Annotated in this window: 23 protein-coding genes and 1 pseudogene; 8 read left to right on the top strand and 16 right to left on the bottom strand. The window is 73.3% G+C overall.

Annotated features, from left to right (window positions below):
- Window positions 1-23: 23 nt before the first annotated feature.
- A complete protein-coding gene (locus AB0J72_RS24275; RefSeq protein WP_363402275.1) occupies window positions 24-1,214 on the top strand; it encodes a bifunctional pyridoxamine 5'-phosphate oxidase family protein/GNAT family N-acetyltransferase in 1,191 nt (396 codons plus the stop codon).
- Window positions 1,214-1,852 (top strand): leucine efflux protein LeuE, encoded by a 639-nt coding sequence (gene leuE, locus AB0J72_RS24270; RefSeq protein WP_363402273.1) that lies wholly within the window; start codon window positions 1,214-1,216, stop codon window positions 1,850-1,852. The genes AB0J72_RS24275 and leuE overlap by 1 nt, the downstream gene beginning before the upstream one ends.
- An 81-nt stretch (window positions 1,853-1,933) precedes the next feature.
- On the opposite strand, the gene AB0J72_RS24265 is transcribed toward leuE, so the two are convergent.
- The gene (locus AB0J72_RS24265) at window positions 1,934-2,329 is read right to left on the bottom strand and encodes a hypothetical protein (RefSeq protein ID WP_344507776.1); all 396 of its coding nucleotides are present in this window, start codon (window positions 2,327-2,329) and stop codon (window positions 1,934-1,936) included.
- 130 nt (window positions 2,330-2,459) lie between these two features.
- On the opposite strand from AB0J72_RS24265, the gene AB0J72_RS24260 reads away from it, so the two are divergent.
- Together AB0J72_RS24260 and AB0J72_RS24255 are read left to right on the top strand one after the other, a co-directional pair.
- Complete coding sequence (locus tag AB0J72_RS24260; RefSeq protein ID WP_363402270.1) at window positions 2,460-7,502, top strand: DEAD/DEAH box helicase; 5,043 nt, start codon at window positions 2,460-2,462, stop codon at window positions 7,500-7,502.
- 231 nt (window positions 7,503-7,733) lie between these two features.
- Window positions 7,734-8,204: an oxidoreductase gene (locus AB0J72_RS24255; RefSeq protein ID WP_363402268.1), complete on the top strand. Its 471-nt coding sequence runs from the start codon at window positions 7,734-7,736 to the stop codon at window positions 8,202-8,204.
- Between the two features lie 19 nt (window positions 8,205-8,223).
- Here the strand turns inward: AB0J72_RS24255 and AB0J72_RS24250 are convergent, their stop codons facing one another.
- From AB0J72_RS24250 to AB0J72_RS24235, 4 genes are all read right to left on the bottom strand, one after another.
- Window positions 8,224-8,541, bottom strand: a complete 318-nt coding sequence (locus AB0J72_RS24250; protein ID WP_363402266.1) for a GNAT family N-acetyltransferase — start codon at window positions 8,539-8,541, stop codon at window positions 8,224-8,226.
- Window positions 8,542-9,095: 554 nt separating this feature from the next.
- Entirely contained in the window at window positions 9,096-10,301 is a 1,206-nt protein-coding gene (locus AB0J72_RS24245) for a cellulase family glycosylhydrolase (RefSeq protein ID WP_363402265.1), read from the bottom strand.
- Window positions 10,302-10,356: 55 nt separating this feature from the next.
- Window positions 10,357-11,199, bottom strand: coding sequence for an SAM-dependent methyltransferase (locus AB0J72_RS24240; RefSeq protein WP_363402263.1), 843 nt, complete (start codon window positions 11,197-11,199; stop codon window positions 10,357-10,359).
- A 108-nt stretch (window positions 11,200-11,307) separates the two neighbouring features.
- Complete coding sequence (locus tag AB0J72_RS24235) at window positions 11,308-12,084, bottom strand: SAM-dependent chlorinase/fluorinase (protein ID WP_363402491.1); 777 nt, start codon at window positions 12,082-12,084, stop codon at window positions 11,308-11,310.
- A 12-nt stretch (window positions 12,085-12,096) separates the two neighbouring features.
- Here AB0J72_RS24235 and AB0J72_RS24230 point away from each other — a divergent pair, with 12 nt between their 5' ends.
- The 4 genes from AB0J72_RS24230 (at window position 12,097) to AB0J72_RS24215 (ending at window position 15,257) form a co-directional block, all read left to right on the top strand.
- The gene (locus AB0J72_RS24230) at window positions 12,097-13,032 is read left to right on the top strand and encodes an LLM class F420-dependent oxidoreductase (protein ID WP_363402261.1); all 936 of its coding nucleotides are present in this window, start codon (window positions 12,097-12,099) and stop codon (window positions 13,030-13,032) included.
- Between the two features lie 9 nt (window positions 13,033-13,041).
- Entirely contained in the window at window positions 13,042-13,854 is an 813-nt protein-coding gene (locus AB0J72_RS24225) for a DNA-formamidopyrimidine glycosylase family protein (protein ID WP_363402259.1), read from the top strand.
- 55 nt (window positions 13,855-13,909) lie between these two features.
- Window positions 13,910-14,392 carry a carbohydrate-binding protein gene (locus AB0J72_RS24220; protein WP_363402257.1) on the top strand — a complete coding sequence of 161 codons (483 nt, stop codon included), beginning with the start codon at window positions 13,910-13,912 and terminating at the stop codon, window positions 14,390-14,392.
- Between the two features lie 76 nt (window positions 14,393-14,468).
- Window positions 14,469-15,257, top strand: coding sequence for a hypothetical protein (locus AB0J72_RS24215; RefSeq protein ID WP_363402255.1), 789 nt, complete (start codon window positions 14,469-14,471; stop codon window positions 15,255-15,257).
- 38 nt (window positions 15,258-15,295) lie between these two features.
- On the opposite strand, the gene AB0J72_RS24210 is transcribed toward AB0J72_RS24215, so the two are convergent.
- From AB0J72_RS24210 to AB0J72_RS24160, 11 genes and pseudogenes are all read right to left on the bottom strand, one after another.
- Window positions 15,296-16,048 (bottom strand): hypothetical protein, encoded by a 753-nt coding sequence (locus tag AB0J72_RS24210; protein WP_363402253.1) that lies wholly within the window; start codon window positions 16,046-16,048, stop codon window positions 15,296-15,298.
- A 34-nt stretch (window positions 16,049-16,082) separates the two neighbouring features.
- A complete protein-coding gene (locus AB0J72_RS24205; protein WP_363402251.1) occupies window positions 16,083-16,946 on the bottom strand; it encodes a PspA/IM30 family protein in 864 nt (287 codons plus the stop codon).
- A gap of 156 nt (window positions 16,947-17,102) precedes the next feature.
- Complete coding sequence (locus AB0J72_RS24200; protein WP_363402249.1) at window positions 17,103-17,891, bottom strand: hypothetical protein; 789 nt, start codon at window positions 17,889-17,891, stop codon at window positions 17,103-17,105.
- 828 nt (window positions 17,892-18,719) lie between these two features.
- Window positions 18,720-19,196: a helix-turn-helix transcriptional regulator gene (locus tag AB0J72_RS24195; protein WP_363402247.1), complete on the bottom strand. Its 477-nt coding sequence runs from the start codon at window positions 19,194-19,196 to the stop codon at window positions 18,720-18,722.
- A 100-nt stretch (window positions 19,197-19,296) separates the two neighbouring features.
- Complete coding sequence (locus AB0J72_RS24190; RefSeq protein ID WP_363402245.1) at window positions 19,297-19,782, bottom strand: CinA family protein; 486 nt, start codon at window positions 19,780-19,782, stop codon at window positions 19,297-19,299.
- Window positions 19,779-19,904: a hypothetical protein gene (locus AB0J72_RS24185; protein ID WP_363402243.1), complete on the bottom strand. Its 126-nt coding sequence runs from the start codon at window positions 19,902-19,904 to the stop codon at window positions 19,779-19,781. The genes AB0J72_RS24190 and AB0J72_RS24185 overlap by 4 nt, the downstream gene beginning before the upstream one ends.
- A 140-nt stretch (window positions 19,905-20,044) precedes the next feature.
- Window positions 20,045-20,605, bottom strand: a pseudogene (pgsA, locus tag AB0J72_RS24180) (CDP-diacylglycerol--glycerol-3-phosphate 3-phosphatidyltransferase); the annotation flags it as partial.
- Complete coding sequence (gene rimO / locus AB0J72_RS24175) at window positions 20,602-22,032, bottom strand: 30S ribosomal protein S12 methylthiotransferase RimO (protein WP_363402242.1); 1,431 nt, start codon at window positions 22,030-22,032, stop codon at window positions 20,602-20,604. The gene rimO and the pseudogene pgsA, both read right to left, overlap by 4 nt.
- 28 nt (window positions 22,033-22,060) lie before the next feature.
- Entirely contained in the window at window positions 22,061-22,504 is a 444-nt protein-coding gene (locus tag AB0J72_RS24170; RefSeq protein ID WP_363402240.1) for a DUF3291 domain-containing protein, read from the bottom strand.
- A 25-nt stretch (window positions 22,505-22,529) separates the two neighbouring features.
- Window positions 22,530-23,141, bottom strand: coding sequence for a helix-turn-helix domain-containing protein (locus AB0J72_RS24165; RefSeq protein ID WP_363402238.1), 612 nt, complete (start codon window positions 23,139-23,141; stop codon window positions 22,530-22,532).
- 8 nt (window positions 23,142-23,149) lie between these two features.
- Complete coding sequence (locus AB0J72_RS24160) at window positions 23,150-24,073, bottom strand: AEC family transporter (protein WP_363402236.1); 924 nt, start codon at window positions 24,071-24,073, stop codon at window positions 23,150-23,152.
- Between the last annotated feature and the right edge of the window lie 1,571 nt (window positions 24,074-25,644).

Here is a 25,644-nt window from a genome sequence, read left to right as displayed (position 1 = left end):
CGCCGAAAACGACGCCGAGACGGATGAGCGAGCGCGCGTCGTACGACGCCGATCTGGTGCACTCGGTCCTCGATGAGGGATATGTCTGCCACGTCGGATTCGTCGTCGACGGCGAGCCGCGGGTCCTGCCGAACCTGCACGCGCGCATCGGCGACACCGTCTATCTGCACGGCTCGACCGGGAGCAGTTCGGCGCTCGCGGCCCGCCCCGGCGGCCTGCCGATCTGTGTGACGGTGACGCTGATCGACGGGCTGGTCCTCGCCCGCTCCCAGTTCCACCACAGCGCCAACTACCGCTCCGTGGTCGCGCACGGCGCCGCGCGGCTGGTCACCGACCCCGGCGAGCGCGACCGGGCGTTCGCGGCGCTGGTCGACAAGATCATGCCCGGCCGCGCCGCCGACAGCCGCCCGCCGGACGCGAAGGAGCTGGCCAAGACCGCGGTGCTGGCCCTGACGCTGCAGGAGGTCTCGGCGAAGGTCCGCACCGGCGGCGTCGGCGACGACGAGGCAGACCTGCTCTTGCCGCATTGGGCGGGTGTTGTACCGCTGAAGCTCGTCGCCGGGCAGCCAGAGCCCGCACCCGGAGTGCTCGTGCCGCTCCCCGGCTATCTTCGCCCTGCCGAGGACGGCTGGCGGGGCACGCCGACGCTGCGGGGACGGCACGTCGTGCTGGAGCCGCTCGACCACGTGCACACGGAGGGCCTGTTCGCGGCGCTCGACGACGCCGAGGTCTGGACGCACCTCACCGTCGCCCGACCCGCCTCGGCCGCCGGGATGGCCGCGATCGTGGACGCGGCGATCAAGGATCCGGCGCGGACTCCCTTCGTACAGCGGGATCCGTCGACGGGAGAGATCCTCGGCAGCACCTCCTTCTACGCGATCGACGAGGCGCGCCGCTCGATCGCGATCGGGCACACGATGCTCGGCCGCCCGCACTGGCGCACGGCGATCAACACCGAGTCAAAGCTGCTGCTCATGGCGCACGCGTTCGACACGTTGGGCGCGGTCCGGCTCGAGTGGCACACCGACGTCCGCAACGAGCGCTCGCAGCAGGCGATCGCGCGGCTCGGCGCCGAGCGTGAGGGTGTGCTGCGCGCACACCGGCAGCGTCCCGACGGCAGCTGGCGCGACACGGTCTGCTTCTCGATGCTCGCCGACGAGTGGCCTGCGGCCCGGGACCGGCTGACCGCGGCGTTGGAAGCGGGCGGACGCTGATGCTCGGCGTGACCAACCCTTGGACGTATCTGCTGGGCACGGCCGCGATCGTGCTCCTGCCCGGCCCCAACTCGCTGTACGTGCTGTCCGTCGCCGCCCGTCGCGGCGTGCGGGACGGGTATCGGGGCGCTGCCGGGGTCTGGCTCGGCGACGCGGTGCTCATGGTCCTCTCGGCCGGTGGCGTCGCCTCGTTGCTGCACACCTATCCCTGGCTGTTTCTCCTGGTGAAGTACGCGGGCGCCGGCTACCTGGCCTATCTCGGCATCCGTCTGGTGGTCGACACCGTGCGGCGGTTACGGGCACCCGCCTCGGCACCGCAGCCGGAGCCGCCGGCCGACCGCCCGTTCCGGCGTGCGCTGGTGATCAGCATGCTCAACCCGAAGGCGATCCTGTTCTTCGTGTCGTTCTTCATCCAGTTCGTCGACCCCGGCTATGCCCATCCGGCAGTGAGCTTCCTGCTGCTCGGGATCGTCGCCGAGGTGCTGAGCGCGATCTATCTGTCCGTGCTCATCTTCGCCGGGCGGTATCTGGCCGAGCAGTTCCGCTCCCGGCGGAAGCTCGCCGCCGGGTTGAGCACCTCGGTCGGCGGCCTGTTCCTGGCGTTCAGCATCAAGCTGGCGACGGCCAGCATCTCCTAGCGCCGCGACCGGTCCCGGAACGCATGGAGGGTCCCCCACTGGTTATGGGGGACCCTCTTCGCTGCCCGGCCAGGCAAGTCATCAGTGCTCGACTATCAGGTCGGCGCGACCGAGGTCGCGGAGCAGGTCGTTGACGACGCGGTCGTCGTCACCCTGACGGCGCCGGTCGGCGGGGGCCCGGCCGCCGGTCAGCAGCGCCAGCCTGGCGCCGCCGCCGGTGCGGGCCGGGCCGTCGCCGGCGGCGCCGCGGTAGACGAAGTAGTGCACGGCGGCGCGGACGCGGGCCCGGTCGACCGCGCTCGACCTGGCGGTGTCGGCGATCAGGCGGCGCAGGGCCTCGGCCATCCGCTCGGCGTGCCCGACGTCCGTGGTGCCGCATCCGGTGCGCAGGGCGGCCAGGTATGCGTCCAGCTGGCGCAGCAGCACTTCCGACTCCTGGCGGATCGCCCGCTGGGCGATCGTGCGCTGTGCTGCCACCGGCTGCTCCTGTGTTCTGGGGATTGGTGCATCTTAGCCAAATTCCCCCTTTCGTACAAATCGGACTAATCCTATCGGCGGCGTCGAGCGGTCGGGGGAAAGTGTCGTACCCCGGGGGCAGGATGGAGGCATGGATGAGCTGGGTCGGTTCGGGGCGGCGACGCGGGAGTGGTTCGGTGCGGCGTTCGCGGCGCCCACCGCCGCGCAGGCGGGCGCGTGGCAGGCGATCAGCGCCGGCCGGCACGCCCTCGTGGTCGCGCCGACCGGCTCCGGCAAGACCCTGGCCGCGTTCCTGTGGTCCCTCGATCAGTTGGCGGCCCGACCAGACGTGGAGGCGGCGAAGCGCTGCCGGGTGCTGTATGTCAGCCCCCTGAAGGCGCTGGCGGTCGACGTCGAGCGCAACCTGCGGGCCCCCCTCGCCGGCATCAGGCAGGCGGCGGCGCGACTCGGGCAGGAGCCGCCCGACATCAGGGTCGGCATGCGCACCGGTGACACCCCGGCCGACGAGCGGCGAGCGTTCACCAAGACCCCGCCCGACATCCTGATCACCACACCCGAGTCGCTCTTCCTGCTGCTCACCTCGCAGGCCAGGGAGTCGCTGCGCAGCGTCGAGACGGTGATCGTCGACGAGGTCCACGCGGTCTGCGCGACGAAGCGCGGCGCCCACCTGGCGCTGTCGCTGGAGCGGCTCGACGCCCTGCTGGAGCGGCCCGCGCAGCGGATCGGCCTGTCCGCGACCGTCCGCCCGATCGAGGAGACCGCCAGGTTCCTCGGCGGGTCCGCGCCCGTCGAGGTCGTGCAGCCGCCCAGCGCCAAGACCATCCAGGTCGAGGTGCAGGTGCCCGTCGAGGACATGACCGCCCTCGGCGAGACCGACCCCTCGCAGGACGACGACGGGGCGCCCCGGCAGGCGTCGATCTGGCCCGCCGTGGAGGAGCGGGTCCTCGACCTGATCGAGGGCCACCGCTCCACGATCGTGTTCACCAACTCGCGACGCGGCGCGGAGCGCCTCTGCGCCAGGATCAACGAGCTGTCCGCGGCCCGTGCCGGCATCCCCGCACCCACCCCGCCACGGACGCCGGCGGAGATGATGGCGCAGGCCGGCACCGCCAACGGTGCGGCGCCCGTCGTGGCGCGCGCCCACCACGGCAGCGTCTCCCGCGAGGAGCGCAAGCACATCGAGGAGGCGCTCAAGTCCGGCCAGCTGCCGGCGGTCGTCGCCACCTCCAGCCTGGAGCTCGGCATCGACATGGGCTCCGTCGACCTGGTCGTGCAGATCGAGGCGCCGCCGAGCGTCGCCGCCGGCCTGCAGCGGGTCGGGCGCGCCGGGCACCAGGTCGGCGCCGTGTCCCGCGGTGTGGTGTTCCCGAAGCACCGCGGCGACCTCGTCTCCTGCGCCGTCGTCGCCGAGCGGATGGTCGAGGGCGGCATCGAGGAGCTGCGCTATCCGCGCAACCCGTTGGACGTGCTCGCCCAGCAGATCATCGCGATGGTGGCCATGGAGCCGTGGCACGTCGACGAGCTGGCGGCCCTGGTGCGCCGCACCGCCGTGTTCGCCGAGCTGCCCGAGTCGGCGCTGTTCGCGGTGCTCGACATGCTCGCCGGGCGCTATCCGTCGACCGCGTTCGCCGAGCTGCGCCCCCGCATCGTGTGGGACCGCACCGACGGGGTCCTCACCGCCCGCCCCGGCGCCCAGCGCCTCGCCGTCACCAGCGGCGGCACCATCCCCGACCGCGGGCTCTTCGGCGTGTTCCTGGCCGGCGCGGAGAAGGCCGCCCGCGTCGGCGAGCTCGACGAGGAGATGGTCTACGAGTCCCGCGTCGGCGACGTGTTCCTGCTCGGCTCGACCTCGTGGCGCATCGAGGACATCACTCCCGACCGGGTGCTGGTCTCCCCCGCGCCGGGCGCCGCCGCGAAGATGCCGTTCTGGAAGGGTGACTCCCCCGGCCGCCCCGTCGAGCTCGGCCGCGCGATCGGCGCCCGGCTGCGCGGCTTCGTCAAGGCCGGCGACGAGGCCGCCCACCAGCAGCTGCGCAGCGGCGGGCTCGACGAGTGGGCCGCTGACAACCTCCTGGCCTACCTGCGCGAGCAGCGCGAAGCGACGCGTCACCTGCCCGACGACCGCACCGTGCTGGTCGAGCGGTTCCGCGACGAGCTCGGCGACTGGCGGATGACCGTCCACTGCGTCCTCGGCGCCCGGGTCAACGCGCCGTGGGCCCTGGCGATCGCCCGCCGGCTCAACGAGCGCTATGGCGTCGACGCGCAGGTCATGCCCAGCGACGACGGCATCGTGGTCCGCCTGCCCGACATCGCCGACGAGCCGCCCGGCGCCGACCTGGTCGCGTTCGACCCCGACGAGATCGCCGGCATCGTCGAGGAGACCGTCGGCACGTCGGCCATGTTCGCCGCCCGGTTCCGCGAGTGCGCCGCCCGCGCCCTCCTCCTGCCCCGCCGCGACCCGCGCCGCCGCCAGCCGCTGTGGCAGCAGCGGCAGCGCTCCGCCCAGCTGCTCGACGTCGCCCGCGACTATGCCGACTTCCCGATCACCCTCGAGGCCGCGCGGGAGTGCCTGCAGGACGTGTTCGACGTCGCCGGGCTCGTCGGCGTCATGCACGACATCGCCGGGCGCAAGCTGCGCCTCGTCGAGGTGGAGACGCCGCGGCCGTCACCGTTCGCCCGGTCGCTGCTCTTCGGTTATGTCGGCGCCTTCCTGTATGAGGGCGACTCACCGCTCGCCGAGCGCCGGGCCGCCGCGCTCGCCCTCGACCCGACGCTGCTCGCCGAGCTCCTCGGCCGGGTCGAGCTGCGCGAGCTCCTCGACCCCGAGGTCGTCTCTGAGACCCAGCGGAGCCTGCAGTGGCTCGGCGACCAGCGCACCCCGCGCGACGCCGAGGACGTCGCCGAGATGCTCCGCGTCCTGGGCGACCTGTCCGACGCCGAGCTCACCGCCCGCGGCGCCGACCCCGCGTGGGCGGCGGAGCTGGGCGCGCAGCGCCGCGCCATCCAGGTCCGCGTCGCCGGGGAGCCCCGCTGGATCGCGGTCGAGGACGCGGCCCGATTCCGCGACGCCCTCGGGGTGGCGCTGCCCGTCGGCCTGCCCACCGCCTACCTGGAGCCGGTCGCGGACCCGCTCGGCGACCTCGTCACCCGCTATGGCCGCACGCACGCGCCGTTCACCGCGGCGACCTGCGCGGCCCGCTTCGGGCTCGGTGTCTTCGTCGTCGAGCAGGCGCTGCGCCGCCTGCCGGCGATGGTCTCCGGCGAGTTCACGCCCGGCGGCGCGGGCACCGAGTGGTGCGACGCGGAGATCCTCCGGCTGCTGCGCCGCCGGTCCCTGGCCGCGCTGCGCCGCGAGATCGAGCCCGTGCCGCCCCGCGCGCTGGCCCGCTTCCTGCCGCAGTGGCACCAGGTCGGCTCGTCCCGGGCCCGGGGCATCGACGCCGTCGCCGCCGCGGTCGAGCAGCTCCAGGGCATCGCCATGCCGGCATCCGCCCTGGAGCGGCTGATCCTGCCGGCCCGCGTCGCCGACTACACGCCTGCCTACCTCGACGAGCTGTGCGCGTCCGGCGACCTGCTCTGGTCCGGGGGCGGCGCCATCGGCGAGCATGACGGGTGGATCAGTCTCGCGTTCGCCGACACCGCGTCGCTGCTCCTCCCGCCGCCCACGGACGTCGGCGGCCCCGTCCACGCCGCGATCCTCACCGCGCTCGCGGGTGGGCATGCCTTGTTCCTGCGGACGCTGGCGGAGCGGGTCAACGAGATCCTCGCCTCGGCTCCGCCGGCGTCAGCGGTGGGCAGGGAGCTGCCGCCCGCGGCCGGGTCGTCGCCGAGGGGTGGCACGAGCTCGTCGTCCGCGGCTGGGGCCTCCGCGGCCGGAGGTCGGGCGCGTCCGGGCGGGAAGGGTGTCAGGTCATCGGCGTCCGGTGGCGAGTCGACGCCGTGGTCGGTGTCCGGCGGCGGGTCCGAGGCGTTCCCGGCATCCGGTGACGGGTCCGTGGTCTCGTCGGGGGCCGGTGGGCCAGCGCCTTTGTCTGAGCCTGACAACAGAGCTGTGGCCTTGCCCGCAGCGGGCGACGAGGCCACCACGCGAGGGCGTGCGGGTGATTCCGCCGGTGGCGCGGAGCCCGAGGCGGTCGTGCCGCCGCCGGTTCCTGTCGCCAGGCTGCGGAGGGCGAAGGCGGCACCCGGATCGATCAGCGAGACCCTGCGCGGCGTCGAAGCGTCGCTCCACGCCGGGTCGGGGGGCTCACGCGACGCCGGCGGTCCGGGTGGGGACTCGGACGGTTGGGGTGCGCCGGGGTTCGTCAGCGAGGCGGAGGTGCTCGACGCCGTCTGGGATCTGGTGTGGGCCGGGCACCTGTCCAACGACACGCTCGGCCCGCTGCGGGCGAAGCTCGGTGGGGGTGGAGCGCACAAGGCGAAGCCGGCGGCGCCGCGGTCGCGGTACCGGCGCGCGGGCATCGCGGCGGCGCGGGCGTCGCTCGCCGGTGGGCGGTCAGGGCCGCCGACCGGGGCCGGGCGGTGGCACCGGCTGCCCGATCGGGACCTCGACCCGACCCGCCGGGCGACCGCCAACGCCGAGCTGCTCCTGGACCGGCACGGAATCGTCACCCGTGGGGCGGTGATGGCCGAGGATCTGCCGGGGGCGTTCGCCGGCGTGTATCCGGTGCTCGCGGCGATGGAGGAGCGGGGCGCCGCCCGGCGGGGCTACTTCGTCGAAGGTCTGGGCGCGGCGCAGTTCGCGCTGCCGGGGGCCGTCGACCGGTTGCGGGGCGGCACCGACACCCGCGACGCGTTGGTGCTCGCCTCGACCGATCCAGCCAATCCGTACGGGGCCGCGCTGCCCTGGCCCGAGCGGGTCGTCGACGCCGGTGATGGTGAGCGCTCCGGGCACCGGCCTGGGCGCAAGGCGGGCGCGCTCGTCGTCACGGTCGGCGGTGACCTCGTCATCTATGTGGAGCGCGGAGGGCGGACGCTGCTGTCGTACGTCGAGGACACCGAACTGCTCGCCCTCGCCGCGAAGGCCCTCGCCGACGCCGTCCACGGGGGTGCGCTCGGCGCGATGTCGGTCGAGCGCGCCGACGGGGAGTCCATCCACGCGTCGGCGCTCGGTGACGCGCTGTCGGCGGCAGGGTTCCGGACCACCCCGAAGGGACTCCGCCTGCGGAACTGATCCACACCCCGATCAAGCGCTCCCCCGCGGAGCTGAGCCACACGCCCGACCGAACGCTCCACCCACGGGACTGAGCCACACCTGGTCAAGCGCTTCACCCATGGAACTGAGCCACAAACCTGATCAAGCGCTTCACCTGCAGAACTGAACCGCACGCGGTCGAACGCTTCGGCTGCGGAGCTGGCGACCGGCACGCGACCATCGCGTGTGACCACGGAAGGAGACGGCGCGATGAGTGAACTCGCAGGCGAGCGTCGGGTCTCGCTGTTCGAGCACGCCGGTGGTGCCCCGGCGTTCCAGGCGCTGGCGGCGGCGTTGCATGAGCGGTGCCTTGCGGATCCGGTGCTCAACCATCCGTTCGGGCATCCGGGGCATCATCCTGAGCATGTGCAGCGGCTCGGGACGTACCTGGCCGAGGTGTTCGGCGGTCCGCCCGCGTACTCGCAGACGTGCGGCACCCACTTCGGCATGCTCGACCTGCACGCGCGGATGGGCGCCGACGACGACCTCGGGGAGCGGTTCGTGCGCTGCTTCGTGCTCGCATGCGACGACGCCGGCCTGCCCCCGGACCCGGAGTTCCGGGCGGCGCTGCGTGACTACATGACCTGGGCGGCGGCGGACGTCATGCAGTACTCGCCGCCGGGCTCCCAGGTGCCCGCCGACGTCACGATGCCGCGCTGGACCTGGGACGGACCGCGGTGAGCCGGCCCGGCGGCCAGGGTCAGACCGGCTCGGCGCGGCGCTCCAGCTGGATGATCTCGTCGCCGTCGAAGAGGTGGGTGGTGCGGCCGTTCGGGACGTAGCCAGCGGCGGCGTAGAGGCGTTGGGCGCGTTCGTTGGATCGACGGGTCCACAGCGTCGTGCGGGTGTAGCCGAGGGCGTCGACCGCGCGGAGGAGGTGCTGTCCGTAGCCGTTCGACCAGTGGGAGGGGTGGACGAACACCATCGACACGTGACCGTACCCGGGAACCAGCGCACCCTCGCCGTCGTCAGCACGACCCGGCTCGACCAGCGCCATGCCGACCACCGTCCCGGCCATGCCGACCACCGTCCCGGCCTCGGCAGGCACCGCCCCTGGCCCGCTCGTCGCCGCCGCAGCCCGGGCCGGAGCGACCGCAGACTCGCCCTGTCCGGCCGTCGAACCAGCGGGTGCCGACCCGGCACCGGCGAGCGCGGCCGCAGCACCCGTGCGTCCGGCCGGGGAACTGGCAGGTCCGGCCACGGAACCGGCGAGGTCCGGTACGTGCTCGGTGAGCGCCGACCCGGATGGAGCTGGAACAGCCACCGGACCGGCAGCCCCGGCAGCAGAGCCAGCAAGCCCAGGCGCGGAGCCAGCGAGCCCAGGCGCGGAGCCAGCGAGCCCAGGCGCGGAGCCAGCGAGCCCAGGCGCGGAGCCAGCGAGCCCAGGCGCCGGGGCAGTGGACGGGGGCGTGGGCAGGGTGGCGATCAGGACCTGGGCGTCCGGGGCGGCCAGTTTCTCGCGGACGCGGGCGAGGCGTTGTGGGGTTGGAGGGAGGCCGCGGGCGGTGTTCGCCGCGTGCCAGACGTCGGCTGCGGCGGGCAGGTCAGCGGGGCGGGCGGGGCGGACGGCGATCACTCGGTCGATTGAAGCACCTGACGGGTCAGCGGGGTCAACCGCTGGCAGAGGGTGGGGTGGGGCCAGGTGACGTCGCGGAGCTCGTCTGCGTAGGAGCTCCAGTAGTGGCCGCTGCCGTCGTGGTCGAAGTAGGCGTGGGACTCGTACGCGACGCGGTGCAGCGGGTCGCGGATCCAGGCTCGCGGGTGCATGAGGCCCCACGAGGGCGGGCCCATCGGCATGTAGCCGCTGACGAGCAGGGCTCGGCGGTCGTCGATGTCGCGGAGGGCGTCGACGGTCTGCTGGGAGGCGCGTTCCCAGATCAGGGCGCCGGCGCGGCCGTCGGCGGCGAGGCGGGTGGGTTCGTTGAGGAGGCCAAGGCCGATGACGGCGGGGTTGTCGGCGGCGGGGGCCATGCGGCGCCAGAAGTCCGCCAGCGCGGTGGTCGGCAGGCCGGGGCCGCCGAGGCGCAGGAGGGTCTGCTGGTGGCGGCCGCCGCCGAGGGCGAAGTCGCCGTACCCGTGCAGGTCCAGCACGACGAGGAGGCCGGCGGCGCGGGCGTGGTCGAGCGCGAGGCGGACCCGGGCGACCTCCTCGGAGGACAAGGGGCCGAAGGGGACGGGCTGGAGGCGTTCCCAGTTGACGGCGAGGCGCACGAGGCGGATGCCGCGCGAGGCCAGGAACTCGTAGCTGGAGGGGGTTTCGTACGTGTAGTCGTCGCCGTACCGGCCGGGGTTGGCGCTGCCGAAGCCGCCGTTGACCTCGGAGGTGGCGAAGGAGCCGGCGGCCAGGTTGACGCCGCGGAGGTAGCCGGCGGAGGTGCCGTGGCGCTCGACGACGTGGGCCTGCGGGCCGACGACGTCGACGTCCATGCCGTGCGCGACCGGGCGGTAGACGGCCATCGGGTAGTTGGCCGGCCAGGTGCCGGCCGCCCAGGCGGTGACGGGCAGACCGACGGCGTCGGCGGCGGTGTACCAGGCATCGGCGACCGCGGACCACTGCGCCGCGTCGCGGTCGGCGGGCCAGCCGATCTCCCCGATGAACCCGGTCGCGTTGTTGCGGCGCAACCAGGCGGAGAAGTTGGCCAGCCCGGCGACGGCCCTGGCCTGGACGATGTCCGTGGTGCACAACGTCTGCAGCGCGCGCGGCCACGACACCGGCACGACCAGCGCCGTCACGAGCAGCAGCAGCACCATCGCCAGCGCCGGAGCTTTGCGAGCCACCGCACGCCACTGCCCGGCCGCCCCCGGGTCACACCCCCGAGAACCCCAAAAGGGCCTAGGCCTTCCTGGCCACACCCCCGTAGACGGAGACCTGGGTGTCGGTGACGTCTGGCGAGACCTCGGCGTCGGGGCGCCACTTCGTGACGAGCGGCAGGCCGGGGTCGACGAGCTCCAGACCGGTGAAGAACCGGGCGATGTCGGCGTGCGGGCGGACCTGCATCGTCACGCCCTGGCGGGCGTAGATGGCGGCGACGTGCTCCCAGGCGACGGGGTCGAAGTCGCCGGTGAGGTGGGACAGCGCGAGGTAGCTGCCGGACGGCAGGGCGTCGACGAGCTCCTGCACGATCCGGTACGGCTCATCTGCGTCGCCCACGAAGTGCAGGATCGCGATCAGCAGCAGGCCCACCGGCTGGTCGAAGTCGATGACCTCGCGCAGCTGCGGCGAGTCCAGGATCCGCCGGGTGTCGCGCAGGTCGGCGTCGATGTACTCGGTGCGGCCCTCGGGCTTGCTGGTCAGCAGCGCGCGGGCGTGGGCGAGGACGATCGGGTCGTTGTCGACGTAGACGATCCGGGAGTCGGGCGCGATCGCCTGGGCGACCTCGTGCACGTTGGGTGACGTCGGGATGCCGGTGCCGATGTCGAGGAACTGCCGGATGCCCGCCTCGCGGGCCAGGTACTCCACCGCGCGGCGCAGGAACGCCCGGTTCTCGCGCGGGGGGATCCGGCTGTTGGGGTTGGCCCGCAGGCCGGCCTCGGCGGCGCCCCGGTCGGCGGGGAAGTTGTCCTTGCCGCCCAACAGAAAGTCGTAGACCCGGGCCGGGTGTGGCCGGTCCGTCTGCAGGTCGACCGGCTCGTGGGCCTCGTCGGGCTTGGGCTTCATCCAGTCGGCGCCTGACATGTCCCACTCTCCGCCAGTTGTGATGCCATGTGTGATCGATCGGACGGCTGGATCATATGCCGGGACATCACCCTCCGTCACTCTCGACCACGTGCGGCGACGACACACCTACGAACCGTGAGCGACGGTCACGCGGTCGCCGGCCCGGACGCCGAGTACCTCGGCGGCGCTGCCACCGTTGACCGCGACGGCCAGGTAGCCGGCGGAGTCGGTGAACACCACGAGCCCGCCGGTGGGCGCGTCGCCGAAGGTGCCGCCCGAGACGGCCGGCGTGCCGTTGACGGTGACCGAGCCCCCGGGGAAGGAACCGGGCGAAGCCAGCTGCAGGTTGCCGAACCGGTCGACCGTCAGTACCGAGGCCACCACACCGGACGGCGTCACCTCGAGGAACGGTGGCGGTAGTCGTACAAGAGCCGCGGTGGCACTTCCTGCCAGGGACAGGTCGGCGCCGGCGGCGAGGCGGGCGGCCACCGGGGCGAACACGTCGCGGCCGTGGAAGGTGCGCGACACGTCCGGCGCGAACCACCCCGCGTTGGTGAGGTGGACGGCGCGACGGATGCCGCCGAGGGCCTCCGCCGCCGGGATCAGCAGGCCGTTGTCCGGCCCCACGAGGAACCCGCCGTCCGCGGCCTCGATCGCGATCGGCCGGCGGGCGGTGCCGACCCCGGGATCGACGACGGCGAGGTGTACGCCACGCGGCAGCGACGGCACTGTCTGCGCCAGCACGTGCGCCCCGCGGCCGACGTCGCCGGGCGGCACGAGGTGCGTCACGTCGATGACCCGCGCGGCGGGCGCCAGGCGGGCGATCACCCCGTGGCAGGCGGCGACGAACCCGTCCTCGAGCCCGTAGTCGGTGGTGAAGGAGATCCAGGGGTCCATCAGGATAGTGTCGGACGCATGCGGCTCTGCGTGTTCATCGAACCTCAGCTCGGCGCCACGTACGAGGACCAGCTCGCCTTCGCGCAGCACGCCGAGCGGCTCGGCTTCGAGGGCTTCTTCCGCTCGGACCACTACATGGCGACCCGCGGCGGGGCGCCCGGCCCGACCGACTCATGGGTGACGCTCGGCGCGCTCGCCCGCGAGACGTCCACGATCCGCCTCGGCACGCTGGTGTCCTCGGCGACGTTCCGGCTTCCGGGGCCGCTCGCGGTGGCGGTGGCGCAGGTCGACGCGATGAGCGGTGGCCGGGTCGAGCTGGGGCTCGGCACCGGATGGTACGAGCGGGAGCACCTGGCGTACGGGGTTCCGTTCCCCCCGGTCGGCGAGCGGTTCGACCGGCTGGAGGAGCAGCTGGAGATCGTGACCGGGCTGTGGGCGACGCCGGACGGCGCCACGTTCAGCTACCAGGGCCGCCACTACGACCTCACCGACTCGCCCGCGCTGCCGAAGCCCGCGCAGCGGCCCGGCCCGCCGATCATCGTGGGCGGCAAGGGCCTCAAGCGGACCCCGCGGCTGGCGGCGCGGTTCGCCGACGAGTTCAACGTGCCGTTCTCGAGCCTGGCGGAGACGACCGCGTCCTACGACCGGGTCGTCGCCGCGATCGAGGCCGAGGGGCGCGACGGGCGGGCGCCGATCGTCTTCTCGTTCGCGCAGACGATCGTGTGCGGCGCGACCGAGGCGGAGGTCCGGCGGCGGGCGGAGGCGTCCGGGCTCGACCCGAAGGGGCCGCCGGCGTCGGGCGGGCAGCTCTACGGCACGCCGGCGCGGGTGGCGGAGCAGCTGGCCGACTTCATGAAGGCGGGCGCGTCGCGGGCGTTCCTGCAGGTGCTCGACCTGCACGACCTGGAGCACCTCGACCTGCTCGCCACGGAAGTGGCGCCGCTGCTCCCATAAGCTGGGCCGGTGCCCGAAGGCGACACCGTCTGGAACACCGCCCGCGTGCTCGCCGACGCCCTGGAGGGTCACGAGCTGACCCGCAGCGACTTCCGGGTGCCGAAGCTCGCGACCACGGACCTCGCCGGCTGGCGGGTGCACGAGTCCGCCAGCTACGGCAAGCACCTGCTGCTCCGCCTGACCCGCGAGCCCGACCGCGCCTACACGCTGCACTCGCATCTGCGGATGGACGGGGCGTGGCGCACGTACCGCCCGGGCGAGCGCTGGACCGGCCGCCCCGCCCACCTGATCCGGGTCGCGCTGCACGCCGCGACGGCCGTCGCCGTCGGCTTCCACCTGCACGAGCTCGCGCTGGTGCCGACCAGGGACGAGCGCCAGCTGATCGGGCACCTCGGGCCCGACCTGATGGGCGACGGCTGGGACCCGGCGGAGGCGGTCTCGCGGCTCGCCGCCAGGCCCGACCGGCACATCGCCGACGCCCTGCTCGACCAGCGCAATCTCGCGGGCATCGGCAACCTGTACAAGGCGGAGGTCCTGTTCCTCAGGGGGGTCAACCCGTGGACCGAGGTCGGCGCGGTGCCGGACCTGCCCGCGATGGTCGACCTGGCACACCGGCTGCTGAACTCCAACCGGGGCCGCTGGACGCAGACGACGACCGGTTCGCTGCGCCGCGGCGAGACCAACTGGGTGTTCGAGCGCGCCGGGAGGGAATGCCGTCGATGCGGCACCCGGATCGAGCGCTGGACCGGCGGCGACCACGACCGGATCACGTACTGGTGCCCGCGCTGCCAGCCGGTTGTCTCGGCGACACCTGGCCCGTAGGCTGCGAACTCGCTGGTCAGGCGAGGGAGTGCTGGGCGTGCACGGAGTTCACCGGTTGGGTCCGACGGATCGGACGCTGCTGTGGGGCACGGCGGCGCTGCTCGTGTTCACGCTGGGTGCCGTCACGGTCGCGCGCTCGAACGGCGGACCGGTCGTGGGCGCCGACGACACCCACCTCTGCTACAACTCCGCGGGCGTCGGGGCCGCCTGCCTGCCGCCGGCTCCCACCGGTTTCGAGGACGCCGCTGTACCGTCAGCGCCGGCACCGTCACCCGTCGCCACGACCTCGTCAGCGGCGCCGCCACCGGTGGTGCCACCCGTGGTGCCTTCGCCCACGTCGAAGCCGCCCTCATCCACCGCCGCCTCGCGGTCTCCGGCGGCGAAGAAGACCGTCCCGGCGTGGGCCGTGGGCGTCGCCTACACGGTCGGGGCGCAGGTGGCGTACCAGGGCGGCGTCTATGCGTGCAGGCAGGCGCACAGATCACAGTCGGACTGGTCACCGGCCGCCGCGCCCGCGCTGTGGAGTCGGCTGTCGTGAGGCTCACGCCCGCGCACTGATCGTTGCGGGCACGCGGTAGGGTCTTGGGCGTGACGCTGGGTGTGGTGTTGTACCGGTGCATCACCGGCTGAGCCGGCGGGGGCTGTTCGCCGCCTCGGCCGCCACGCTCGTGGCTTCCGCGCTCGGCGCCTGCGACGGCACTCCGCTCGCCTCCGCGACCCCGGCCCCGACCCTGCGACCGCCCGACGGCACGCCGCTGGCCGTCTGGGAGCTGACCGGCGGCCTGGTCGGCACGGCGATGCTCGCCCTGCGCGCGCCCCGCCTCGTCGTCTTCGGTGACGGCGACGCGATCGCAGATGCCGCGTACCGGTCCCGCCTCGACCCGGACGCGCTGCAGAGCCTCGCCGCGGGCCTGCTCGCCGACCTGGGCTCCAGCGACGCGCAGAAGCCGCGGTCCGCCGCGCCGACGATCCTCAACGCGCCCGTGACGAGGGTGAGCACGTGGTCGCCGTCGGGGCCGCTCGCGTTCACCGCCGAGGGGTTCGACGAACTGAAGACCGACCACGTCTACGCCGACGTCCTGTACGACGCCCGCGACCGCCTCGCCGCCGTGCACAAGTCGGTGGCGGCGACGGCCCAGCCGTACCTGGCGGACCGGGTGCGCCTGGTCGCGATGCCGGTCGACGGCGAGCCCGCCACCGTGAACCCCTGGCCGGCCGACGTGAAGCTGCCCGCCCCCGACGCCGGTGGCCTCCGCAAGGCGGACCTGTCCGGCGAGGACGCGCGGGCCGTGGTCCGCACCCTGACCCGCGACCTGGACCAGCGCGGCGCCTGGCCCGCGTACACGTCGGCGTCCGGCGACACGGTCAGGGCCAGCTGGCGCTACCTGCTCCCCAACGAGTAGCCGCCGCGCGGCGCGTGGGATGCGGCGCGCGGCACGCTTCAGGCGGTGCTGGCTCGCGGGGTCGAGCGCAGGTCCGCCATCGCCTCGGCGACGCCCTTCAGGAACGCCGTCGCATCCGCCAGGTTGCCGATCGTGGCGCTGTCCTCGGCGACACAGCCGGCCGCCGCCGTGACGAACTGCTCATACGCCGCCACGCCCTGCTCCAGCTGCGCCGCCAGGGCGGCATGGGCGGGCCGGAGCGAGTCGCCGGCCGGGCCGAGGCTCATGGCACGCTCGACGGACGCGGTCCGCTGGGCCAGGTCGCGCAGCGACTGCTCGGCGACGGTCGCGTCGAGCACGGCGGCCTCCGCGTGCGGCCCGAGCCGGCCGACCAGCCCGCCCAGCATCGCCGAGGCCCGGTCGAGGCGCCGCCACGGCTCGGCGACCGTCAGGCCGCGGAGCTTGAACGACTCGCGCTGCCGGCCGAACTCCGCGATCGCCGTGCGCCCCGCGGGCAGCTTGGCGACGATCCCGACGAGCTTCTCCCGGGCCTGGGCGCCGACGAGGGCCGGGTCGGGCTCGGGCGGCACCGGCAGGGCCCGGAAGGCCCGCAGGTCCATCCAGCGCCAGATGGCGATCGCGATGGAGCCGCCGGCACCGGCCGCCCAGAAGGCGTCGGGCAGCCCGAGGCCGCTGTACGGCACGAGAATCGCGGTGGCGCCGGTCAGCAGGCCGGCCCGCACGGACCAGCCGCGCGCGGAGCGGTGCAGCCGCCGCAGTCGCTTCAGATGCTTCGCCCGCTCCGACGCCATGACCGGCACTCCCCCCAATAGAACGTTGAACTCGTCAGCCGGCGCTGGCGGTGTCTTCCGCTTGCTTGTCCTTCAGGCTCGCCCGGATCTCGTCGAGGCGGGCGACGCCGGCGTCCCGCGGGCCCGGGGAGGCCGCGGCGGGCGTGCTGGGCGTCGCGGGCGCGGCGGCGAGCTGGTCGCCGGCCATGCTCGCGCGGATCTGGTCGAGGCGGGAGCTGCCGGCCATGTCGAGCGTGGTGCGCTGGACCTCCAGCATGCGGCCCTCGACGGAGTTGGAGGCGAGCTCGGCGCGGCCCATCGCGTTGGCGTAGCGGCGCTCGATCTTCTCGCGCACCTCGTCGAGCGACGGCGTGTTGCCCGGCGCGGCGAGACCGCTCATCGACTCGAGGGACTTGGCGACGGTCTCCTGCATCTTGGCCTGCTCGAGCTGGCTGAGCAGCTTGGTGCGCTCGGCGAGGCGCTGCTGCAGCAGCATCGCGTTGTTCTCGACCGCGCGGCGGGCCTGGGCGGCCGCGTTGAGCGACTGGTCGTGCAGCGTCTTCATGTCTTCCATGCCCTGCTCGGCCGCGACGAGCTGGGTGGCGAAGATCTGCGCGGTCTGCTCGTACTCCGTGGCCTTGGTCTCGTTGCCCTCGGCGCGGGCCTTGTCGGCGAGGGTGAGCGCCTGCCGGGCCGAGGCCTGCAGCTTCTCGACCTCGCCCATCTGCCGGGACAGCCGCATCTCGAGCTGCCGCTGGTTGCCGATCACGGCCGCGGCCTGCTGCACCAGGGCCTGGTGCTGGCGCTGCGCCTCCTCGATCGCCTGCTGGATCTGCACCTTCGGATCGGCGTGCTCGTCGATCTTGGCGCCGAAGAGCGCCATCAGGTACTTCCAGCCCTTCACGGCGGGATTCGCCATCTCGCGGTCCTCTCTGCGCCGGCACTACAAACGTGCGGCTTCCATCGTGTCAGGCGAGCGCGAGAGCGTCACGCCCAGCGTCAACTCAAACGGTGGGATAATGCGGACAAAGCGGTGTGAAACACGTGCGACTCAGGGTGATCTCAGGGATGCGCACTACTGCACCTGCTCCCCGGTGAGCGCCGAGCGTGACAGCCGCTCCGCCTCCGCCAGACCGTCGCGCATGGCCTCCAGCCCGGCGGCGAGCTCTGCCACCTTCACCGCCGTGAGCGACGTGCCGACGTCGGACGCCGCATGGAGGGCCAGCAGCTCGGCCATCCGCGCGACCAGCCCTTCGAGACCCAGTACAGCGGACTGCATCCGCGCGAGCAGCATCTCGCGGGCGTCGTGCAGCCGCCGTGCCACGCCGAGCTGGTCGGTCACCGCCCGCAGGGCCCGCTCCCGCTCCGCCCGCAGCGGCCCGGCCGGCAGCCCGCCGATCCCCTGCGCCAGCGTCGCCCGGTCATGCTCGAGCCGGGCGACGTCGATGCCCGCCGACGTCCGCTCGACCAGCGTCACCTGACCCGCGAACCTGACCAGATCCCCCAGCGCCTCGGCCGCCCGCCCGTCGACCCCGGCCACCTGCACCCGCAGGACGGCGTCGGAGGGCGTCTCCGCTTGCCGATGCAGCGTCTGTACCGCCGTCTCGGCCCTCCGCAACCACCGCTCAGCGTCCCCACCACGCGCCGGCGCGGGCAGACGCTGCGCGGACCGCCCGCCCGACCCCCGCCCGAACAGCGCCCCGACACCGATCCGGACGCCGTACACGACACCGGCAACCGCAAGCCCCACCGGAATCCCGGCAAGCACCCCGGCCGGAGCGAGCGCGGCGCCGATCGCCCCACCCACTCCACCCAGCACACCGGCCGCGACAAGCCCCCAGGGCTCGGTCAGCTGCTCCTTCACACCCACAACTGCAAGTCTGCCTTCCACTGACGAGCACCGAACGAGACCGAAGTCAATCCGACTGTCAGAAGCCGCCAAGCACACCCGGGCCCCCAGTGTGGCAGGCCCGATCGAGCCCGCCGCGCCTCCCGTTTTGGCCGCATCTCCGCCGGTACGCCCCGCCGCCCGTCACCCTCCGCGCTCGCCCCCACCTCGGGCGTTCCACCAGCCCTCCACCGCTCCGGGACTCTCACAGGCCGCGCGACAACCCCACCCCAACGCCAACACCCCACCGGGGGCCAACTCCGCCAGCAGTCCCGGCCAGCCCTCAGACGGGCAACTCAGCCGTCGACCCAACGACCGCCCGCCCGGCAACCCAGCGCCCCAACTGCGCCACGGCAACGCCCCCGCCAGGCACGGCCAACGACCCAACGGACGGCAATCCAACGCCCCAACTGCGACACGACCGACATGGCAGCTCCCCAACAAAGCCACGGCCGCCACCGACGGCAACACGGCCGACACGGCAGCTGCCCAACAGGCACGGCCGAAGACCCGAACGGCAGCCCGGACAAGCGGTCGGACAGGTCACCCGAGCAGCGGCCTGAAATGCACGGCCGGTAGAGCCCAACAGCGGCACGGGCAAGCCGCCGGACGGGTCACAAAGCGGCAACCCAGCGACCGACGGCGGCACGGCCGACTGCCCGGCGGCACGAGTGGCAGCCCGACGGAGGCATGGCTGAGACCCGGACGGCGCCTACGGCACGACCGACGGGCAAGTGGCCCTCTGGCTATGGGCAGCGTGGAGCGGCAGGTGGTCGCGGCAACGACCGGTGGCGGGCGAAGGCGTCAGGCGGCGTAGACGACTTCGCGCGGGTTGCGGGTCGCCCGCAGTGTCGTGCGGAGCGGGCCGTCGTGGCGCACGGCCACCGACAGCTTCGCGTCGGCGGTGACCTTGGTCTTCGGGCCGCTGCGGCTGGACAGCCGGGCTTCCGGCGCGGACGGGCCCGCTCCCGCGGCGGCCGGGTCGGATGCGGGCGCGGCGTCCTGCGTGGACTCGGGCGCACCGACCGGGACGAGCACGCGTGGCAGGTCCTCCGCGGTGGCGAGCGTGTCGCTCACGTCGCGCAGCACCTCGGACAGCGCGGCACCGAGCGCCTCACAGATGGCGGCCAGCAGCTCGCTGGACGCCTCCTTCTGCCCGCGCTCGATCTCGGACAAATAGCCGAGACTGACGTTGGCGGCGGTCGACACCTCGCGCAGGGTCCGGTGCTGGGCCTGCCGCCGCGCACGCAGCGCGTCACCGATCACTCGACGAAGCAGCACCTTGGCACCCCCTCTGAGGCAGTCCGCGAATGGGTTCCCCGCGAAAACTGGTACCCGCCACGGTACCTGGTGCGGCGCCGATCGACACCCTACCCCGCCGTTATCGCGAGGTGATGGTGGTCGCCAGCACCTCGGCGAGAAGCGTGACGGCCGCTTCGACGGCACCCGCGCGCACCTCGGAGCGGTCACCCGGCAGGGTGAGCTCCCGGACGGCGGCGTGCTCGGGCAGGGGTCCGGCGACGGCGACGTACACCCTGCCGACAGGCTGGTCACCCTGCGGATCCGGGCCCGCGACACCGGTCGTGGCAGCGGCCCAGTCGGCGTCGCACCGCTCCCGCGCCCCGGCGGCCATGGCGGCCGCGACGGACGGATCCACCGGTCCATGCGAGTTCAGCAGCGGCGGCGGTACATCCAGCAGCGCCGCCTTCAAATCCGTCGCATACGCGACCAGTCCGCCGCGGAACACCACGCTCGCCCCGGGCACGGCGACGAACTCCGCGGCCAGCAACCCTCCGGTCAGCGACTCGGCGACCGCGAGCGTCTCGCCCCGCCCCTGCAGCGTCGCCAGCACCTCTGCCGCACTCACGCCGTCACCTCCCGCCACGTCCCGGCGCCGCGCGCACCGAAGGCGAGCCCGCAAGCACCGAAGACGAGCCCGCGTGCACCGAGGGCGAGCCCGCGGGGGTCCAGGGCGAACGGTCCGCTCATGCGACCGGCTCGTCCGCCACGGGCGCGACCGCCGGCGCGGCGATCGGCGTGCTCAGCATCTGGTCCTGGGCGGCCAGCCGGTCGGCCTCGCCGAACGTGTCCGGCCCGCCACTCGCGGCGCCCGCGCGGCGGCGGCGCAGGGAGTCGCGGCGCACCCGGTACGCCCGCAGGACGTAATCCAATCCAGTGACGACCGTCACGATGAGGGCACCCGCCATCAGCCACGGCCCCACAGCGGCGAGCCCGTCCGGCAGCGGCGTGAGGTACCAGCCGATCGCCAGGATCTGCAGGGCCGTCTTCGCCTTGCCGCCCCGGCTCGCGGGGATGACGCCGTGCCTGATCACCCAGAGGCGCAGGGCGGTGACCCCCCACTCGCGCACGAGGATGAGCACGGTCACCCACCAGGGCAGCCGGTCGTACAGCGACAGCAGCACCAACGCCGCGCCGGTCAGCGCCTTGTCGGCGATCGGGTCGACGACCTTCCCGAAGGAGGTGACCAGGTTGTACGTGCGGGCGATCCACCCGTCGACGTAGTCGGTCGCCGACGCGACCACGAACGTGATGCCCGCCGCGAGCTGCCAGCCGGTGTCGGTCAGCCCGCCCGCCACGACGAAGAAGACGAAGACCGGGACGAGCACCATCCGCACGACGGTCAGGACGTTGGCCGCGTTGAGCAACGGGACGGGCTTGAGAACGGTCATGAGGCCGCCGGACTGATCATCTCGATCGGGACGGCGACCAGGTCGACGCCGACGCTGTCGACGACCCTGGCCCGGACGAGGTCACCGGGGCGCAGCGAGAACGGGTCGAGCCCGTCGCCGGCGACGAGGGTCGTGGAGCCGTCGACCTCGGGCGCCTGGTGCCCGGCGCGCCCCTCGACCGAGTCGTCGAGGAGATAGTCGACGAGGACGTCGACCTGGGATCCGATCCGGTCGGAGGCACGCTGCGCGCAGAGCTCCTCGGCGAGGGCGCTCATCCAGTCGTACCGCTTCTTGATGTCGCTCTCGGACACCTTGTCGGGCAGGTCGGCGGCCTCGGTGCCGTCCTCGTCGCTGTAGTCGAACACGCCGACCGCGTCGAGGCGGGCCTCGGTGAGGAAGCGGGCCAGCTCGTCGACGTCCTCGCGGGTCTCGCCCGGGAAGCCGACGATCACGTTGCTGCGGGCGCCGGCCTCCGGGTCGAGCTTGCGCACCGACTCGAGCAGCTCCAGAAACCGCTCGGTCGACCCGAAGCGCCGCATCCGCCGCAGGACCGGCTCGCTGGAGTGCTGGAACGACAGGTCGAAATACGGCGCGACGCCCGGCGTGGTCGCGATCGCCTCGACCAGCCCCGGCCGGGTCTCGGCCGGCTGCAGGTACGACACCCGCACCCGCACGATGCCGCTGACCGCCGCCAGCTGCGGCAGGAGGCGCTCCAGCAGACGTGGGTCGCCGAGGTCCTTGCCGTACGACGTGGAGTTCTCGCTGACGAGCACCAGCTCGCGGACGCCGGTGGACGCCAGCCACTCCGCCTCGGCGAGCACCTCGTCCGGGGTCCGGGACACGAACGCGCCGCGGAACGACGGGATCGCGCAGAACGTGCAGCGCCGGTCGCAGCCGCTGGCCAGCTTGAGGGGGGCGACCGGCCCCTTCTCGAGCCGCTGCCGCATCACGCCGCGCAGGTGCGCCGGCAGGTGACCGGGGACGACGACCTCGACCGCCTCGCGGCGCGCCACCGGGGTCAGCGGCAGCAGCGTGCGCCGGTCGCGCGGCGCGTGCGAGGCGATGGTCTCGCCGGCCAGGATCGCGTCGAGGCGCGCCGCCATGTCCGGGTAGTGGTCGAAGCCGAGCACCGCGTGCGCCTCGGGCAGCTCGCCGGCCAGCTGCTCGCCGTACCGCTCGGCGAGGCACCCGGTCGCGACGACCTTGGCGCCCGTGTCGGCGGCGGCGAGCAGCGTGTCGATCGAGTCCTGCTTGGCCTTGGCGACGAACCCGCAGGTGTTGACGACGACCACGTCCGCGTCGGTGCCGTCGGTGGTGACCGCCCAGCCGCCGGCCGCGAGGCGGGCGGCCAGCTCCTCGGAGTCCACCTCGTTACGAGCGCAGCCGAGGGTGAGCAGGGCGACGCGACGGTCAGCATTGGCGGGCATGCTCCGAGGGTACCGGGCCGATCGGGGCTCAGGCTGCGGGGAAGGGGTCGCGGAACGTGAACGCATCGGATGACGGGCCGTTGCGTCGCAGCAGGTCCAGCCGCTCTCCCGCCTCCTCGACCGTCGGGATGTGCCCCGCCGGGATCCACCAGTTGACGGCGTACACGTCCCCGAGTGGCACGAACCACTCGCGCCGCCGTCGCAGCACGTCGAGGTGACCGCTGCGGAACGTGAAGTCCCGCAGCGTCTCGAGGCTCTCCCACACGGACAGGTTGACGAGCAGGTCGCCGCCGAACGGCCGCAGCGAGGTCGCGTCCGCCCCGCCGTCGTCGACGAGCCGCCAGACGAACCCCGGCCAGCCGTCGGCGATGGCGTTGATCCGGTCGAGGTCCCCGTAGAAGCCCGCCATGCGAGGGTCGTCCTTCGGCCCGACGGTCCGGCCGACGTTCAGCTGCGCGAGGTGGAAGGTCATGGCGTCATTCTAAAACTAACCGTGGTTATTTTTGGTACCGCCTAACGGTCACACAACACCCGTCCGGCCGGGGGTCGATCTGGACCCGGTCCCCGAGCGCCCCTTCCAGCAGCGCCAGGTTCGCCCCGCAGACCAGCGCCGCGTGCGTCTTCGCCACCCCGTCGAACGGGCAGTTCCGCAGCCGCCACACCGCACCGTCCTCGTACGGCTCGTACCCCAGCCCCCGCAGCAGCTCCTCGTCGCCTGTCGCGTCGCGCTTCAGGCGCTCGCCCTGCCGGCGGGCCGCCTCGTACAGGACCGGCTCCACCCCGGCCTCCTCGACGGCGTCGGCGAACACCGTGGCCAGGGTCCGGTAGTCCCGCGGCGGCAGGCTCAGCTCATGTTCGGCCGCGGCTCGCCGGTACAGCTTCGACGGCCGCCCCGCGCCGGGCCCGCTGCGCCCGTTGACCCGCGCGAACGACACCTCGACCAGGCCCGCCTCGGCCAGCCGGTCCAGATGGTGCGCGGCCAGGGTCCGCCCGATGCCCAGCCCGTCCGAGACCGCGTTCCGGCTGACCGCCTCCCCGCTCCGGGCGACGTACTCGTACACGGCCCGGCGCTGCGGCTCGGCCAGCGCTGCGATCGCATCGGCATCCACCCGACCAATCATCCCAGCAGCACAGCCACCACCGTCAGCGTCACCATCGACACCGCCGTGGACGCGACGACGGCGTCCCGCGGGAAGCGGCCGTCCACCCCGTACGCACGGGCGAACACGAACGTGTTCTGCGCGGTCGGCAGCGCGGCGCACAGCACCGCCGCGAACAGCCCTGCGCCGTGCAGCCCGAAGACGTACCTGGCGAGCAGGAAGCACACGAGCGGCTGGACGCACGACTTGAGCACCACCGACAGCGCCACCTCCACCGGCCGGGCGGGCGCCTGGTCGGGGTCGTTCGCGCGCACCAGCGACAACCCCAGCGCAACGAGGGCGGACGGCACCGCGGCGTCGCCGAGCAGCGCCGCGACCCCGGCCAGCAGCGGCGGCAGCTTCAACCCCGCAGCCCCGAGCGCCACCCCGGCGACGCAGGCCAGCATCACCGGACTCCGCAGCGGCACCGTCACCAGCCGCCGCCACGCCCGCCCGTCAGTTTCTTCCACCCGCGCCAGGTCCAGCGTCCCCAGGATCACCGGCGTGAGGATGGTCGTCTGGATGAGCAGCACCACCGCGATGAACGACGCGTCCCCGAACACCTGCACCGCCACCGGGATGCCGAGGTTCCCCGCGTTGACGTACCCGGCCGCCATGCCCGCGATGGTCTGCTCCCCCAACGACCGCCGGAACACCCACCGCGCCACCCCGAACCCGAACGCGCCCACCACCACCGTGGCACCCACGAACGCGGCAATCCCCGCCCCCGCAAGCCCGCCGACCGGCCGCCGACTCAACGTGTCAAGCAGCGCCGCGGGCATCGCCACGTAGAACACGAACCGCCCGAGCACGTCCACGGCCCCGAGCCCCAACACCCCGGTCCGCCCGGCGACGTAACCGACAGCGGTGAGCGCCCAGATCGGCACGAACGCCGCTAACACGCCCACCTCACCACGGCGCGCCCTCCCCGAGCACGACCGCCCTCACCCACTCACCCATGTCACCCACCCATCCCGCGCGCCGGCCCTCCCCCCGGACTGTCGCATCGTCCCCTCACCCCCCAGCACCACCCCGCCCCCAGCGTCACCTAGAGCACACGAGCCCCCGAACGCTTGCCGCTCGTCGACGACCCGCGCCCTTGTTCACGTCAACCGTGCTGATCGCCGCCACGCCCGCGGCATTCCTTGCCCCCGGCCACCGACCCCCGACGCGACAACCGGGCGACCTCCGCACGCCCATTGATCAAAAGGACAGATCTGGCCACGATGGCGACCAGCCCCATCCTTCGACCACGCCCACGGCCACAAAGATCAGCGGGGCTTCAACCGGCCCCGATCAACTGACTCCATCCGAAGACGGCAATGAGCAACACGGCAGCCACCGAGCAGGACCCAGCCACCGCCAACGCTCCCCATCGCGCACCCCCGCCCCTGGCAACCCGGCCCGTCCGCTCGCAGCAGACCACGCCCGCGACACACCCCGCCCTCGCCCCGCACTTCGCGCCCGTGCGGCGCGGCCCGCGGCCAGCGGATCACGGCCAGCGGATCGCGTGTCGTGGATTGCGGTGCGGGGAGCGGGTGGGAGTCCTTGAGAGCCGCGAGGATCTCAGGAAGGCCGTCGGGCTTGATCACAACGTCACGGGCCTTGGAGCCCTCGGAGAGCCTCCGCCGGTCCCCACGAATCCCACAAGAGCGGCCAGCCTTGACGAAGCCGACACGCAGCTCGCGCGTCCCCCGCCAAGGGAAGCGGCACCGGTCAGACGCCGACTTCAGCGGCCTTGAGCGGCGCGCACCTCAGGAAGCTCGTCAGGGCTTGAAAGAACGTCACGCCCCTTGGATGGCCCTGGAAGAGCCGTCGACACCGCACGTCTCCATGAAGCCACGAGGCGGCCAGCCTTGACGAGGCCGACGCGGAGCTTGCAAGCCCCCGCCGCGGAGTGGCAGCCGCTTGTCCAGCAGCGGGGTCAGGCGCCGTCTTCGGAGTCCTTCAAGCGGTGAGGACCTCAGGAAAAACGTCGCGGGCCTTGGACCTTCGGAGGGGCCGACGATGCCGCGGAACTCTCTCAAGTCGATGAGGCGGCCGGCCTTGGCGAAGCCGACACGCAGGTCGCCCGGCCCCCGCCGCGAATGTGGTAGCCGCTCGCGCGGCAGCGAGGTCAGGCGCCGTCTTCGGAGTCCATCCGAGCGGTGAGGACCTCGGGGAGCTCGTCACGCTTGACGAGGACGTCACGGGCCTTGGAGCCCTCGGATGGGCCGACGACGCCGCGGGTCTCCCTTAGTCCTTGAGGCCGGCCTTGGAGAAGCCGGCACGCAGCTTGCACGACCCCGCCGCGAGAGCAGCAGCCGCTACGCGGCAGCGAGGTCAGGCGCCGTCTTCGAAGTCCTTCATCAGGCTTGATGAGAACGTCGCGGACCTTGAAGCCCTCGGAGGGGCTGACGATGCCGCGGGTCCCCATCAAGCCCAGGTGGACGGCCGGCCTTGGCGAGTCGACGCGGAGCTTGCGCGTCGCCGT

Origin of the sequence: Dactylosporangium sp. NPDC049742 (genome assembly GCF_040674675.1) — a bacterium.
Taxonomy (GTDB): Bacteria; Actinomycetota; Actinomycetes; order Mycobacteriales; family Micromonosporaceae; genus Dactylosporangium; species Dactylosporangium maewongense.
This window is presented reverse-complemented; position numbering and strand designations above follow the sequence as displayed.

Excerpts from the sequence above, each read along its gene's own strand:
- AB0J72_RS24275 (WP_363402275.1), top strand. The coding sequence starts at position 24 with ATGAGCGAGCGCGCGTCGTACGACGCCGATCTGGTGCACTCGGTCCTC.
- leuE (WP_363402273.1), top strand. The coding sequence starts at position 1,214 with ATGCTCGGCGTGACCAACCCTTGGACGTATCTGCTGGGCACGGCCGCG.
- AB0J72_RS24260 (WP_363402270.1), top strand. The coding sequence starts at position 2,460 with ATGGATGAGCTGGGTCGGTTCGGGGCGGCGACGCGGGAGTGGTTCGGT.
- AB0J72_RS24255 (WP_363402268.1), top strand. The coding sequence starts at position 7,734 with ATGAGTGAACTCGCAGGCGAGCGTCGGGTCTCGCTGTTCGAGCACGCC.
- AB0J72_RS24250 (WP_363402266.1), bottom strand. The coding sequence starts at position 8,541 with ATGGCCGGGACGGTGGTCGGCATGGCGCTGGTCGAGCCGGGTCGTGCT.
- AB0J72_RS24240 (WP_363402263.1), bottom strand. The coding sequence starts at position 11,199 with ATGTCAGGCGCCGACTGGATGAAGCCCAAGCCCGACGAGGCCCACGAG.
- AB0J72_RS24230 (WP_363402261.1), top strand. The coding sequence starts at position 12,097 with ATGCGGCTCTGCGTGTTCATCGAACCTCAGCTCGGCGCCACGTACGAG.
- AB0J72_RS24210 (WP_363402253.1), bottom strand. The coding sequence starts at position 16,048 with ATGGCGTCGGAGCGGGCGAAGCATCTGAAGCGACTGCGGCGGCTGCAC.
- AB0J72_RS24205 (WP_363402251.1), bottom strand. The coding sequence starts at position 16,946 with ATGGCGAATCCCGCCGTGAAGGGCTGGAAGTACCTGATGGCGCTCTTC.
- AB0J72_RS24185 (WP_363402243.1), bottom strand. The coding sequence starts at position 19,904 with ATGAGCGGACCGTTCGCCCTGGACCCCCGCGGGCTCGCCCTCGGTGCA.
- rimO (WP_363402242.1), bottom strand. The coding sequence starts at position 22,032 with ATGCCCGCCAATGCTGACCGTCGCGTCGCCCTGCTCACCCTCGGCTGC.
- AB0J72_RS24170 (WP_363402240.1), bottom strand. The coding sequence starts at position 22,504 with ATGACCTTCCACCTCGCGCAGCTGAACGTCGGCCGGACCGTCGGGCCG.